Annotated in this window: 14 protein-coding genes; 5 read left to right on the top strand and 9 right to left on the bottom strand. The window is 41.3% G+C overall.

Annotated features, from left to right (window positions below; all coding sequences use genetic code 11):
• Window positions 1–862 precede the first annotated feature (862 nt).
• On the top strand, window positions 863–3,082 hold the full coding sequence (locus F6J90_RS38850; protein WP_293106863.1) for a hypothetical protein: 2,220 nt from the start codon (window positions 863–865) through the stop codon (window positions 3,080–3,082).
• 307 nt (window positions 3,083–3,389) lie between these two features.
• Here F6J90_RS38850 and F6J90_RS38845 read toward each other — a convergent pair whose 3' ends face one another.
• From F6J90_RS38845 to F6J90_RS38810, 8 genes are all read right to left on the bottom strand, one after another.
• The gene (locus F6J90_RS38845) at window positions 3,390–3,821 is read right to left on the bottom strand and encodes a helix-turn-helix domain-containing protein (RefSeq protein ID WP_293106860.1); all 432 of its coding nucleotides are present in this window, start codon (window positions 3,819–3,821) and stop codon (window positions 3,390–3,392) included.
• Between the two features lie 64 nt (window positions 3,822–3,885).
• A complete protein-coding gene (locus tag F6J90_RS38840) occupies window positions 3,886–4,095 on the bottom strand; it encodes a hypothetical protein (protein WP_293106857.1) in 210 nt (69 codons plus the stop codon).
• The gene (locus tag F6J90_RS38835; RefSeq protein ID WP_293106854.1) at window positions 4,092–4,202 is read right to left on the bottom strand and encodes a type II toxin-antitoxin system PemK/MazF family toxin; all 111 of its coding nucleotides are present in this window, start codon (window positions 4,200–4,202) and stop codon (window positions 4,092–4,094) included. Before F6J90_RS38835 ends, F6J90_RS38840 begins: the two co-directional genes overlap by 4 nt.
• Window positions 4,202–4,438, bottom strand: coding sequence for a hypothetical protein (locus tag F6J90_RS38830; protein WP_293106852.1), 237 nt, complete (start codon window positions 4,436–4,438; stop codon window positions 4,202–4,204). The genes F6J90_RS38835 and F6J90_RS38830 overlap by 1 nt, the downstream gene beginning before the upstream one ends.
• A 20-nt stretch (window positions 4,439–4,458) precedes the next feature.
• Complete coding sequence (locus F6J90_RS38825) at window positions 4,459–5,013, bottom strand: hypothetical protein (RefSeq protein WP_293106849.1); 555 nt, start codon at window positions 5,011–5,013, stop codon at window positions 4,459–4,461.
• Window positions 5,014–5,623: 610 nt separating this feature from the next.
• The gene (locus F6J90_RS38820) at window positions 5,624–5,956 is read right to left on the bottom strand and encodes a DUF5615 family PIN-like protein (RefSeq protein WP_293106847.1); all 333 of its coding nucleotides are present in this window, start codon (window positions 5,954–5,956) and stop codon (window positions 5,624–5,626) included.
• Window positions 5,953–6,183 (bottom strand): DUF433 domain-containing protein, encoded by a 231-nt coding sequence (locus F6J90_RS38815; RefSeq protein WP_293036573.1) that lies wholly within the window; start codon window positions 6,181–6,183, stop codon window positions 5,953–5,955. Before F6J90_RS38815 ends, F6J90_RS38820 begins: the two co-directional genes overlap by 4 nt.
• Window positions 6,184–6,659: 476 nt before the next feature.
• Window positions 6,660–7,109, bottom strand: a complete 450-nt coding sequence (locus F6J90_RS38810; RefSeq protein ID WP_293106843.1) for a PEP-CTERM sorting domain-containing protein — start codon at window positions 7,107–7,109, stop codon at window positions 6,660–6,662.
• Window positions 7,110–7,851: 742 nt separating this feature from the next.
• On the opposite strand from F6J90_RS38810, the gene psbQ reads away from it, so the two are divergent.
• Window positions 7,852–8,301 carry a photosystem II protein PsbQ gene (gene psbQ, locus F6J90_RS38805; protein WP_293106840.1) on the top strand — a complete coding sequence of 150 codons (450 nt, stop codon included), beginning with the start codon at window positions 7,852–7,854 and terminating at the stop codon, window positions 8,299–8,301.
• A gap of 240 nt (window positions 8,302–8,541) precedes the next feature.
• Here psbQ and F6J90_RS38800 read toward each other — a convergent pair whose 3' ends face one another.
• On the bottom strand, window positions 8,542–9,945 hold the full coding sequence (locus F6J90_RS38800) for a transposase (RefSeq protein ID WP_293106837.1): 1,404 nt from the start codon (window positions 9,943–9,945) through the stop codon (window positions 8,542–8,544).
• A 490-nt stretch (window positions 9,946–10,435) separates the two neighbouring features.
• Here F6J90_RS38800 and F6J90_RS38795 point away from each other — a divergent pair, with 490 nt between their 5' ends.
• The 3 genes from F6J90_RS38795 (at window position 10,436) to F6J90_RS38785 (ending at window position 13,340) form a co-directional block, all read left to right on the top strand.
• Complete coding sequence (locus F6J90_RS38795; RefSeq protein WP_293106834.1) at window positions 10,436–11,572, top strand: FAD-dependent oxidoreductase; 1,137 nt, start codon at window positions 10,436–10,438, stop codon at window positions 11,570–11,572.
• Window positions 11,573–11,766: 194 nt separating this feature from the next.
• Window positions 11,767–12,480, top strand: a complete 714-nt coding sequence (locus F6J90_RS38790; RefSeq protein ID WP_293106831.1) for a hypothetical protein — start codon at window positions 11,767–11,769, stop codon at window positions 12,478–12,480.
• 29 nt (window positions 12,481–12,509) lie between these two features.
• Complete coding sequence (locus F6J90_RS38785) at window positions 12,510–13,340, top strand: biotin--[acetyl-CoA-carboxylase] ligase (protein WP_293106828.1); 831 nt, start codon at window positions 12,510–12,512, stop codon at window positions 13,338–13,340.
• The last annotated feature ends 100 nt before the right edge of the window (window positions 13,341–13,440 follow it).

Here is a 13,440-nt window from a genome sequence, read left to right as displayed (position 1 = left end):
TAAATTTTAATCGCTATTTTACTTTACGGACAATTAAATCCACCTACTTACTAGATCTCACCAGGGTTACCGGATGCTTGTTAGCCCTTCATGATTAAATGTGAGAGCTAATTTGTAAAGTAAATATTAAGAAGCCTGAAAACCTTGCTATGATTTTCTTTTGGGTATTAAATAGTTCAAATGTTCTAGTTTAGCCCAAGCCTTATCCTACAAGGATTACAGCGAGTTTACAAATCAGCTCTGAAAGCCCTGCTTAACTCAATATTAATAAAACTTGAGTAATACTTCATCAAAGCTTCGCCTACATTGAGTGTATGTCTAGTTAATATAGTCGAGGTAGAAAATATTATATTAACTATCTGATTGATAATTTGATTTGAGATTGTAATCAATCCAACCCTTATTATCCAATGCTTAAGTCTGTTTAAAAATTGTCACGATTAGTAAGTTGATGGGAGCCACTTACTAATACTAATGTTCAAGATCCTGTAATCGTCTACAGGTCAATCTAAAAGGGATGCATCTCAATTTATGCTGTTTGATCCAGTGGTGCGTTACGGGACGGACTGTCCCAATACTGGCTACCTAGAAAATTAGAGGGAGCCCGTCTGATCACGCACCCTACTGGACTGACACAATCCAACCAAATTATTGAACAGCCAGATAACGCTTCCAGTGATTTACAGATTCAGTTTCCAGGTGCTCTATATCTAGAAGATTTATCATAACGCTCAAGGTCTCTATCAGATATCTCTTCAGATAATTGTTCCATTCCTACACACTGATCATGGCACAAGTATCCCGAACCAAGTTCTCAATCCTAAAGCTAATCTTTCGGTCATCCTTAGTCACATTATCCATAGTGTTTTCAGCCAATTACACCTGGGCCTTTGGTTTAGACGATCTTATTCCAAAGGTTAAAGTTCCTAAACTTCCTGGGGGAATTAATGAACAAATCGAAGACGCGATAAATGACACGATTGATAACGCAGTAGATGGAATTATTCCCTATGGCATTCCCCGTTCACTTGAAGAGTTAGTAGATTTACTGTTTGGAGCCCTGGCCAAAGATTATGGTGTTATTCAACAGACACCCTATTCTGCCGGATATAACGAAGTGCTGATCGTTTCTCCATCCACAGGGGCAGAACAACGGATGCAGGTAAATTTACCAGAAGAAGAATTTCGGATCTATGAGATTGCCTTTAAAGGTGTTTCAGTTCCGAAACCCAAAGCCGTTGTAGGTGGACAAAGCCCACTAGAGGAATCAGAGATTAAACACCGGTTATCTGAATTCACAATTAAATACGATACCCAAAATAAAGTGCAGGCGATTATTCTAGCTGATGGCACTAAAGCTGAATTTAGCAATAGTCAGGCTATTATTTATGGTGCATCCGGGAAACCCATAGAAACCATAACCTTGCCTCAAGCAAATGCTAACCCCTCAGAAAATTATATAGCATTAAAGAACACAGGAAAACAAAAATGTGAATCCAATGTTAAGCAACTGTTACAAGCAACACTGGATAATGCTAATTTAAAGAACTTAAACCTAGCACAATTAGGTACTTCTGATGAAGCAAGACTGTTGGCTTGGGCTGGAACTTTCGGTAGAGAAGCATTAGCAGACTCTCTACTACCCGATAGCAGAAATCAAACCATACAATCAATTAGTTGTCAAGCTCCAGTCCAATGTAATGTTAAGCATACTTACAAGGGAGCGAGCGAAGTTCGGACTGACCTATTTAAGATCCCACCAGGCACAAACCCAAAAGTAGCCTTAGAGTATGAATTTTATAGTATTCCGGATAGACTAGAAATTTTCTATGAAGGGTCTCGTATTTTCGGAGTAGGACCAAAGTCAGGGCGTGATACTAAACGTATTGGTAACCTTCCCGATAACGCGAAGTATGTGGGAGTTAAGGTAATTGGTAATCGTGATGAGGGCACTCGATGGTGGTATACTATTCACTGTTCTAATACAGGTGTTGTAGTATCTGAAAATACACTTTTACCCAACAAGTTTCTTGGTGAATGGTCAGGATATCTCACTCGGCAGAAAGATAAAGCTAAAATGTATGTTACTATGACATTGGCTAATAAGTCACAAGCTGGTGAAGCAACGGGGGTATTTAAGCTTACTTCTAGTGAATGTAAGAGTGAATTTACAGTTAAAACTGTAACAGATTCCTCAATTGTGCTGAGCACAAAAGAAGGTAATCCAGAATGTGACCTAGAAGATATTTCACTGAATTTAGTTTCAGATAATGAGTTAAGGTTTGCTGAAGATCAGCAAATGTATTTTGCGCAAGGATATCGGAAAAGACCTTTGTATCGGGAAAAATCTTTGTATAAGGAAAACATTCCTTGCGATGAGCCAAGTTTTAAGCTCAATGATCACTTATACCTAGACAATTTTGATGATCCATTTGTTTTGCCTAACAAGGATAATGAAGATCGAATTGCTAGAAATGATATATTAAAGGATGATTCCTTTTTTACCTCAAAATCAGATAATGAGAATATTTTAGAAGACAGATATCATTATTACTCTACATTTCCTAATATTTATCCAACTAAATACAAGGATGACATAATTCAATTCAATAAAATCTGTGAGATTGGAGACAAGGGATGCACACGAAAAAATGTCTTTGCAGAGATGATGTCACAAGCTCGATTTACTGCACCTGCTAGACCAAAACAGGCGTCCAATCCAGTTAAAAACTGTATGGTAGTTGACTTAAATGTTGAAGGTTGGAAGGACAACTTGGGGAGGTTTTTCTTTGGTACTGAAGATAAGGTCGTAGTAATGGTAAAACCAGAAGATTTTATGGCTATTAACTACACGTTACCAACTCATACTCTTTTTCCAGGTCGAGTTGTTAGACAGGTGATTGAAAAAGATGGTGCGGTTTGGGTATCTACAATTGGAGAGGGACGAGGCGATTTTGCCTCTATTAATGAAAAACAAGGACTGGAGATTTTCAGCGAAGAAATTGATCGTCCTTTCAAAGAGCATGTTCGAAATGTTATCGAGAATGACTTGCCTTGGGGATTAGATGCAAATCGTAAATGACTACCTCTATAAGTATTAGCATAAGAAAGCATCACGGTAATTACGATACTTTGCTTAGCTGTGTTAATCCATCAGATAGAGCTGTTAGTTGAGGCTAGGGAATCCTAGCTTAAACTTAATAACACAAATTTACATGGGTGGGTTAACACCCGCCTATTGTAAATGGAATTAGCCGTTCTACAATAACCAACTCAACTACTAGCCGGAAAACTACCACCAGCGATGCAGCGCGGTCTTGGGGAGGCAGCGCGGTCTTGGGGGTCTCCCCCATGAGCGACTGCTGTGGTTTCCCCCACTCGCTATTGCATCAAGAAACAAAGTGGATATCACTAAAGGTTTCAATCCACAAACGAGCGCCACAATCGAGAGGATTATCCGGCTGATACACAATCTTACACGGACCAAGGATTTCCACCTCATTACCGTAGAGATTAGTGCCCTTTCGTTTTACTGAAATCACTGGCTTCCGGTCTTGAGGGCTTTTCTTCATATTCGAGCCAATGTGATTGCGATTGACATTAATCTTCGCTAAAGCAGGGGGACGACTAGTGCGCCATTTGCCAATGGGTCCACGATTACCTTTAGTAATTTGTGGCAAATGGTTGAACAGAGGAATAATCCAGAATTTCCCGCTTTTATAGGCACCCCGGACGCGACCCTTTTCTAGGAGTTGGCGCAATCGTCGAGAAGAAATTCCTAATAGAGATGCGGCTTCAGTAGTTCCAACGCACTTGTTCATCAGTGGACTATCCTTTAACTATTCCTATATTACTAGTATAAGGGTAAAAATAAAAATTGGCAATTTATTTTTGTAGGGAACAGGGAATAGGGAATAGGGAACAGGGGGAAGAGTTCAGGTGTGGTAGGGAAATGCGATCGCGTAGCAGCTCCAACATCGCGTAGCGTGACCATTTGCGTAGCGTGGCCTTTCCAAGGTCAATCGCGGAAATTAGATTGACAGGTTGGGGATTTTCTCCGCCAAGTGTAAGTACCTGGACAAAAATAAACCTCACTGTATTAACTTGTGTAAAGTTGCCAAAAGATCATCTTGAATTACCAAGACAGGACGACGATATCCTGGTTCAGAACCTTTTGGGTCAGGCAGATTTGCCCACCACATTACCATTCCTGATCAGGCAGAGACATGAATTGTATCTTTGCCATCACTGGATCTAGCTCAGAATTCTCTTTAGAGTAGACTTCATTCAGCTTGTGTAAAATTTGATTGCGATTGTACCTTTTAAGATAAGCTTTTAATGCTTTTAGGTAGAGTTCACTTCGTGATAAGCCCATCTGTTGAGCAAGGGCTTCTGCTTCTTCAAAAACTGAGTCTGGAAGTGAAATTGCAGTTTTCATCGTGACTTTAGGAATAAGCCCTAATTCTTAATTATACCTTGGTTATACCAAGATTGCACTTCCTCTACCAGCTTCAAGGTTCCCTCTCCCGTTGTTTTGCTGCCGTCGCAGTGGTAGCCAATATAATTAAATGTTATTTCTCGGGTATTAGGGGCTAATGTCCCATATCCTTTGTAGTTACTCAAGCAGGTCGGGACAGTCCCAGGCACATCGAAAGGAGCTGTTATTCCAGGTCTGTCAACGGTAGAGATACCATCCTTGCCCAATCCAGAGTCTACCTTCCATTCCGAGTCATCCCCAAAGGTTGCCGCTACAGATCCAGATATACCAGTACCAGTTGACCAGTTTCCCGTCACGTCAGTAAGTGAAAAATCTAACTGGACGGAAATCGGGATGTTTTCATAGGTCTGTCCATTAATCGATAGTGAATAGTCACCGCTCCAAGTAGATGATACTAAGTGTGGCGGCACTTGAGCATTAATCCTCCCCTGGCTACCAACTATGAAAGCTGCTAAGCTGCCAATCCTAAGCAATCCTAAGAAATATTTTCCCTGCATGCTCCGCCCATTATCCATTTAATGTAGATGCTCCAAATTATAGGCTAGGTAGGCATCAATAAACGTTAAAATTTATAAGTCGATAATGAAGCTGGAAGCCTGTATTCAAAAGGTTTTCAGCATTTTAAATTTTAATCGCTATTTTACTTTACGGACAATTAAATCCACCTACTTACTAGATCTCACCAGGGTTACCGGATGCTTGTTAGCCCTTCATGATGAAATGTGAAAGCCCTGCTTAACTTAACATTAATAAAACCTCAGTAATACTTCATCAAAGCTTCGCCTACATTGACCGAATGTCTAGTTAATATAGTCGAGGTCGCAAATATTATTCTAGAGAGTTAATTGGTAATAATGGTTTAGATTGTAATCAGTCAAACCCTTATTATCCAATGCTTGAGTCTGTTGCCAAATTGTCACGATTAGTAATTTGATGGGAGCCACTTACTAATACTAATGTTCAAGATGCTGTAATCGTCTACAGGTCACTATAAAAGGGATGCATCTCAATCCATGCTGTTTGATCCAGTGGTGCGTTACGGGACGGACTGTCCCAATACTGGCTACCTAGAAAATCAGAGGGAGCCCGTCTTATCACGCACCCTACTGGACTACGATCTTAGACTTAGTGCAATTCTAGGCAATGCAGTTTGGAGTTATCTAAAAGTTCTTGAATTGCTTCTGCGCCAGAGCGCAGTAGAGCTTCCACTTGTTTGGCGGGTGCGTTACCGCAACGTAGCCACAGTACTTTAGGTGGATAACCATACAAACGGCTTCTTTCCGCAAAGTCTGCATCTTGAGTCACGATACAAAAATCGTTTGCTTTAGCAAATTCCCAGATTTCAGTATCCGTTTTCTCTGCCAGACCATGAAACTGAACATGGCTCGAATCAGGGAAAAGATCTGCTAGTCGAGCCACCAGTTTATGGCTTAGATTTTGGTCAAAAAGGAGTTTCAAGGAGTACTTACCGAAGCAACTAAACGATGTTCGCGATCAGCAGCAAATTCTAGACAAGCTCTAATGTCCGTTTCGGTCAATTCTGGAAAGTCATCGACAATTTCGGCGTGAGACATACCAGCTGCTAGCCAGCCTAAAATGTCATAAACGGTTATTCGCATCTGCCGAATACAAGGTTTACCACCTCGCTTATCCGGTTCGATTGTAATAATATTATGATAGCTCATTTTGCCAATAGGTTCTGTCTTATTAAGCACCTAAACAAAATTAATTGCCTACTACCAATCTCTGTAACCCTTACATCGTAAGGCTTTGAGTTTTGAAAAATGTGTAATTAATTTTGTGCACCTGCTTATTATCAGTCTACAGCAGACTCAGACTGGGCTGCAACGGAAAAAAGCATTAACAAATATAGCGCTGTATCGCTGCTCCCTGCTGCAAAGCTCCCTGCTCCCATTAACCCACTCCTAGCTGTGCGACCCAAGGGCGCGAGCAATCCCTCGCGCCCTTGGAGGCGCGCACCAAAGCGCGAATTTAATAATTAGATGCGGAAAGCGCGCCTGAATTAACAGATGGGCTGAACATATTACCCAGTAAGGATTGTAGCTTGCATGTCACCTCCCCAGCGCTCCATAAAACATCCCTACATTATTTTTTTGAGATATTTATTGAAAAAATATCTGGTATTTTTTGATAATGATGTTTACTTTCTCTTTTTCAAAACACCACTGCAACCTGTAGCACCCAAAGCTAACAAACTGAAAAGAGCAGTTGGTTCAGGTGTAGATACTGGTGTAGATGCTGGGGTATCTGGACGTAAAGTGTATGCAATGTCTCCTTGAGCAAATTCTTGAGGAATATCGTATACAAAGAAAGCTTCACCAAGCTCAAAGAAACCGGCTACAAAAGAGAATTCATCATCTGACCAACTCAACCCGAAGAAATCACCATTGAAAAATACAGCTTTAGGATCGGATAAACCATCAGTTTCAGTGTAGTTAACACCATCAAAGTCAAAACTGATATTGGAGACTGATAAAAATTCGTTGCGAGGTATTCCCGTTAATCCTGAATCATCAAACTCAAAAGAACCAGAATAGGTTTCACCATCTAAAAAACCTGAATATATACTAACTTCAAAATCATAAATCATGGAAGCTGCATTAACAGGATTAGCATGAATGACAGTGAAGCAAAGAACTGCACTTGTGGCAACGAAAGATAATTTTTAAAAAATGTTAGTCATGTTTTTTTTGTAAAAGGGATCAAGTATTTGTAAGTTGTGTAGATTTAAAAGCTGTTAAACACCCTGTATATTATAGATTTTGGCAAAAGAATTACTTGCTTTTATATTACTAAAAAAAAAGAATAGCAATAGCAATAGCAATAGCAATAGTGAAAACACTCATGTCTGAAATAAAATAAAAATAAGTAATTTCACGAAATTACTTATTTTTATTTTATTTTTTTTTATTAATAAATAGTCAATAAATGAGTATAAGCGGTAAATAAAAAAGAACATTTTGCTAAAAAAACCCTAAAACAATCATGATTTTAGACAATGCAAGTTTTCACAAAAAAGCATATTATAAATAAAAACTATAATAAAAACTGCCGAATATTCATTTAGAGTTAGAGTATCTTCCTGAATATAGTCCTAATTATAAAGTTGACATACTCCCAGCAGCGTCTACCTAAGCAGATCGTGAATTGATTAGTATTTCGCCAACCAAGATATTGCTCAAAATCCTGCTTGGGTGGGTAAGCTTTGACATAATCAGTGGTCAAGGTGCCATATTGGGTATTAAACTTTGCGTGTGATGTGACCAATATTGGGTTATAGTACTTGACGAACCTTAATTCGTTTTCCCGAGCGGTTGGCTAGCGAACAAACAATGATGATGAGAAGTTATCGGTCTATTCTGACTGTGATTCTGGCAATGGTGATGACCTTTTTGGTCAGCTGTGGTAGCCCAAGTGCCACCAAGGCTCCTACCTACACCCCTGAAAAAATTGCCCAAATCCAGACAAGTGCTACTAGAGTGCTTGAGCTTCGCGAGAAAATGCCAGTTCTCGAAGCCAACATTCAAGACGAAAACTGGGTAGATGTCAGTTCATTTATCCATGGTCCGTTAGGAGATCTAGGGCGAAGCAGTAACTATCTGGCTGGTCAACTTCTTCCCAAAGACCAGAAAGCAGCCAAGCAAGCGGCTGAAGTATTGTTGAAATCTTTGGTGAAAATTGACGAAGCTTCTGTAGAGCGCAACTCCCAGCTAGCACTCAAAAACTACGAAGCAGCTTTGAAAAACTTTGATGAGTTTTTGGAACTCATTCCCACTAGTTAAAAAGTTATGAAGTATGAATGATGAAGTTTAAGCTGTGAAGTGTGACTTGTGAAGTGTAACCTGTGAAATGGGGTTATTGGTGGCTCACTGATGGTAAATGGCTCGTGCTTTAGACCCTGAAGGCTTACATCCTAGGGCTACAAAAACCAAATTCGCTCTTTGGGAAATAAAGATAAAATCAATGTTTCCTAGGCTAGTTGACATCTCCCCCACTTAAAAGAGGGGGATTCTATAAGGATGTTACGCGGCAGGGTGAACCCGTGCCGCTATCGCCGAAGGCGACGCTTCGCGAACACCTTTATTTCGATATGATCTCGACAAGTATGTGAACAGATCATATCGATGCGGGAGTGTCAAAGCTCCCCTACCCACCTTGGTCAGGTCAAGACCTAACTGTGTGGCTACTTTTCTAGCAATATTTCCGGCACCATTGCAATCCGCATTTATCAGGTGGCCTTTAGAAGACTTGTACAAACCACGTTTTACCCGCTTTCCCGACGGTGTCCATCCTTTGGGTTTTTCACCATGTTTTGGGAGGCTGTCGTCGTCAAGGTAAGACGCTTTACTGGTGTACGCTTCTTCAGTGATTGTCAACTTGATTCCATACTCAGGACAAAGTTGCTCAAGCCTATTGATTAATCTTTTTGTTGGGATGACTACAAAATTTTGATTACCTCGTTTTCCTATATTAATTGAATCTTTTTGGCGCTCATTCCAACCAACAATCAAATTTCCAACGCGATCACTAAGACATCGGTTAATGATAAACCTGGCCGCTTTATTTATCGCGTCTCTCATCTGATTATTGCGCTTACGCTGAACGCGGTCTAGGTTGCTGTCCCAGTAAAAATCTGGCTTACCACTTTTGTATTTTGCCACTAGACGAGCATAACCTTGGTTCATTGACTTAAGTTTACGACCATCAATTATCAGGCTCTTTCCTTGGGTCGAAACTCCAGTCAACCAGTTATCGCCACCATGATCAAAACTCCAGGCTTGAGAGTAATCAAGATTTGGATTATTCTCTACTGGTTGCTTCCCGTCATCAATAACCCAATCAATCCACAGTTGTCCCAGGTACGGGCGAACTGCAACTTCTTTCACCCAGTCTGGATCTATAAAATCTGGAGGTTCCAAAACAATTTCTGTAAGCAATTCCGGCTTGCTTTCTTTACTTATAGAAGGGTAAAACAAACCTTCTTTATAGGTAATGGCCTGTTTCGGGAATGTGACAGCAGCCAATCCTCCTTTCTTTCGATATCTAAGAAGCCTTGGTCTATCAACTTGTCCCTTGTAATAGAGTCCGACAAGTTGATTGTAACTTGTAATTGACTCGGCTACCGATTTAAGAGTCTGTTGCGCCGATTGGGCAGCCAGAGCTTTGTAATGAGGATTGTCTTTCAGCTCCTTACAAAGCTCTGGGTATTTAATACTACATTTATAAGTCTTCCAACCGTAGCGCAATATGTCATCTCTCCAATAAGTCGTATAAGCTTCTGATTGTTGTTCTAACCAATTGTAATGCTTTTGCTTGGAGTAATAAGTAGCGCAATTCCATAAACTATTAGCGTTTTTACACTGAAATTCCCAGAAAGCTCTTTCCTCGTATGAAAAATTAGCTTTTACTGGAATTGTCTTGTACAATTGTTACCACATTTTTGTAATTTTTAGCATATATAGTATAGACGCCTGTTCTAATTATGTCAACAACAAATCAACGGAAAACTAGAAAAATAATGAGGGGGATACCCGTACACTATGATGAATTAAAAAAGCCCCATACAGTTTGGTTGACTGGTTTAATGTTTACTGGGACTGCGTGGAAATGGCTTCAATTATCAGCTAAAGAATCAAATACCAGTGTTGGAGAATTGTTAGAAAGCTGGGGAAGAGAGAAGATGAACACGACGCCGATATTTCCAGTCTCTCTGTTTCCCCCTACCTTTATAAAAGGGAGGCTCTCACATTTCAGGAAGTTTTGGTAGCCTAACTAGGCACGGGTATCAGGAATCTTAACTCAGTACCATTCCAATTCAGGTTGACTAAAAACGTTATCCATAACCATAATTAACACTTCATAATTAACACTTCATAATTCATAATTCATACTTCATACTTCATAATCGATAAAATTGTGAGTAAAGTCGCTATTATTGGATGCGGTATCGTTGGAGCAGCGATCGCATATGAACTTAGTCGGGTAAATGGGCTAAGTATCACTGTCCTCGACCAGCATCTGCCAGCACAAGGCTCTACTGGTGCTGCTTTAGGGGTACTGATGGGTGCCATTAGTAAGAAAGTGAAGGGTAGGGCGTGGCAGCTGCGGCAAGCCAGTATCCAGCGCTATCAGACCCTGATTCCTGAATTAGAGGCACTCACAGGATACCAGATTCCAGTCAATCGCAACGGTATCTTGAAGCTGTGTTTGCCTGGAGAAGACTTGGCTTCTTGGGAAAAACTAGTACAAACTCGCCTCTCCCAAGGTTGGCAATTAGAAATTTGGGATGTTCCCCAAGTTAAGCACCGTTGCCCTCAGCTGAGTGAAGATAAATTTATTGCTGGCATCTATTCTCCCCAAGACCTACAAATTGATCCAACTGCCCTAACCCAAGTATTAGTGGCTGGTGCTGAGGCTAATGGGGTTAGGTTTAATTTTGGAATCACAGTAAAAGGCTTTGAATCCATAGGTTCCGATCTCAACAATTCTCTCAATTGCTCCCAAATCTATACCGATGCTGGAACCCTAGAGATAGATTGGCTAGTAGTGGCTGCTGGGTTAGGTTCATCTGGACTGATTAAGATGCTCCAACCACAAGACTTGCAAGTTAGTCGAGATCTGCCTCTGACTCTAAAACCAGTACTGGGACAAGGAGTAAAATTGCGGCTGCCCCAGCCCATGGGATATGAAGATTTTCAGCCAGTGATTACTCGTGATGATGTTCATATTTTGCCAGTAGGTAAGCAAGACTACTGGGTGGGCGCAACGGTTGAGTTTCCCGATGATGCAGGGAATGTGGAAGCACAACCAGGGTTACTGGAGGTGGTCAGACAGAATGCGATCGCATTTTGCCCTCCTCTCGCCACAGCAGAGATTATCCACACATGGTACGGGTTACGCCCTCGTCCAGAAGGACGACCTGCCCCTGTCATTGATCAACTCCCTGGTTACAATAATGTTTGGCTAGCAACAGGTCATTATCGCAATGGTGTACTCCTTGCTCCGGCTACGGCACAAATAATTCGGGAAAAAATTATTGACTCAGGAAAATAGCTAGTTGTTTTTGTTGAGAGTTAATATTGACATTTAACAGTTAACCGTCAATCGTCAACAAACAGTGATGAATTAAAATATATACGTTAAATGTTCATTAACTGATCAACTAATTGTTTTGTAGGAGGCGCGGCCCAACCTCTCAGGTTTAACCCCAATGGGGTGTCAGGGGAGTATCCAGCCGTGAATTTTTGATGAAATCTCGATGGTTAATCACGAGTTTGCTGATGGTGCTGATGAGCTGTGGTCAGCCGCCGCCACCAACCAAGAACACAACAACTTCCCAACCGATGCCAAGCCCGCCTAATTTAGAGGACACATCTAAATCTGGCAGTTCAAAGTCCACAGCCAAACTGTCTCCACCGGCATCAGATGCCTTTACTATCTCTGCTAAGGGAATTGGACCGGCTAAGTTGGGAATGACCTTGGGACAGCTGAAACAATCCCTAGGGGATAAAGCAAAATTTGAGGTGAAGTCACCGTTTATTGTCGGTTTCGATGCGATCGCAGTTATCCAATCAGGACAACCCCAATATTATATTCTTTACCCGATGGGGACACCTATGGGGAATTCAAGCGTAATCGAAGTGTTATTCACCACAAATTCTAACTATCGTACCACCAAAGGTGTTGCTCCTGGCACACCCCTTAAACTAGCTGAGCAAGCCTACGGTGACGCTACCTTGTCCTTTAACTATGCCAGTGAGTCCAGGGAATACGTCAATTTCGCCAACCTATCAGAAGATATAGCCTTCCGCATGGGAGTAGCCGCCAATGATACTAATAATCGGTTTTCTGGGATTTATGCGTCACCCTTGAAAGAATATAACCAAACCCAGAACTATCGCGACTCAGCGACAATTAAATCTGTAGAAGTCTATTGCCGAGATAAATGTCCTTCACGCTAGATAATCATTTACGTGAGCTTATCATTTAAATGAATAAAAGCTCATTTAATCAACAAGCGTTTGAAATTGCTCTGGAAGCAGTAAGGGAAAAGTTGCCCCTCAACTCCCCAGGCATGGGGCAATTCCCACCAATTCCCCTACAGGTCTTTGACACTCTTCCATCAACCAACCAAACCCTTTGGGAATTGCTCAAACAAGGAGCAACAGTTCCCACTATGGTTATTGCTGGGCAACAGACAGCAGGGCGGGGACAGTGGGGACGACAATGGCAATCTCCAAAAGGTGGACTCTACTTATCCTTAGCTTTAGCTCCCAAGTTACAGGCATTGGACAGCGCCCAGCTAACCATGTGTAGTGCTTGGGGAATTGCTACAGCTTTGAGAGCTTACGCCATACCAGTGTCTCTGAAGTGGCCCAATGACCTACTACTTAAGGGACGCAAACTCGGAGGTATTCTAACAGAAACCCGTGTCCAACAGGGTCAAATTACCAAAGCAGTTATGGGTGTCGGAATCAACTGGAGCAATGACGTGCCAGAATCTGGCATCAATTTGCACTCATTTTGGCAACCCGAGTCCTCTGCCACTGTGACTTCTATAGAAATGCTGGCTGCGATTGTTTTACAAGGACTACTGTCCGGATATCAACTCTGGTCAGAGGAAGGAATGAATAGTTTGCTACCACGATATCTAGCGCTATTCAATTATCAAGGAAGCCAGGTCATGGTAGAAGGAAATCGAGGCATCATAACAGGGGTAACCCCTAGGGGCGAACTGCGAGTGCATCTACACGATACTCCGACCCCAAAAGAAATTTTGCTCAAGCCCGGTACAATCAGTCTTGGCTATCGTAGTTGTTGAGAACTCTTATGGTTAAGGGTCAAACGTTAAAGGTTAACCATTAACAAACAGCGATTAAGGTTAATCAACTAATCAACAAAACAGCAATTATGGCGTTGCT

This window comes from Moorena sp. SIOASIH (assembly GCF_010671925.1).
Lineage (GTDB): Bacteria > Cyanobacteriota > Cyanobacteriia > Cyanobacteriales > Coleofasciculaceae > Moorena.
This window is presented reverse-complemented; position numbering and strand designations above follow the sequence as displayed.

Coding starts and splice junctions, on each gene's coding strand:
- F6J90_RS38845 (WP_293106860.1), bottom strand. CDS start 3,821: ATGAACAAGTGCGTTGGAACTACTGAAGCCGCATCTCTATTAGGAATT.
- F6J90_RS38835 (WP_293106854.1), bottom strand. CDS start 4,202: ATGTGGTGGGCAAATCTGCCTGACCCAAAAGGTTCTGAACCAGGATAT.
- F6J90_RS38830 (WP_293106852.1), bottom strand. CDS start 4,438: ATGAAAACTGCAATTTCACTTCCAGACTCAGTTTTTGAAGAAGCAGAA.
- F6J90_RS38825 (WP_293106849.1), bottom strand. CDS start 5,013: ATGGATAATGGGCGGAGCATGCAGGGAAAATATTTCTTAGGATTGCTT.
- F6J90_RS38815 (WP_293036573.1), bottom strand. CDS start 6,183: ATGAGCTATCATAATATTATTACAATCGAACCGGATAAGCGAGGTGGT.
- F6J90_RS38810 (WP_293106843.1), bottom strand. CDS start 7,109: ATGATTTATGATTTTGAAGTTAGTATATATTCAGGTTTTTTAGATGGT.
- psbQ (WP_293106840.1), top strand. CDS start 7,852: ATGATGATGAGAAGTTATCGGTCTATTCTGACTGTGATTCTGGCAATG.
- F6J90_RS38790 (WP_293106831.1), top strand. CDS start 11,767: ATGAAATCTCGATGGTTAATCACGAGTTTGCTGATGGTGCTGATGAGC.
- F6J90_RS38785 (WP_293106828.1), top strand. CDS start 12,510: ATGAATAAAAGCTCATTTAATCAACAAGCGTTTGAAATTGCTCTGGAA.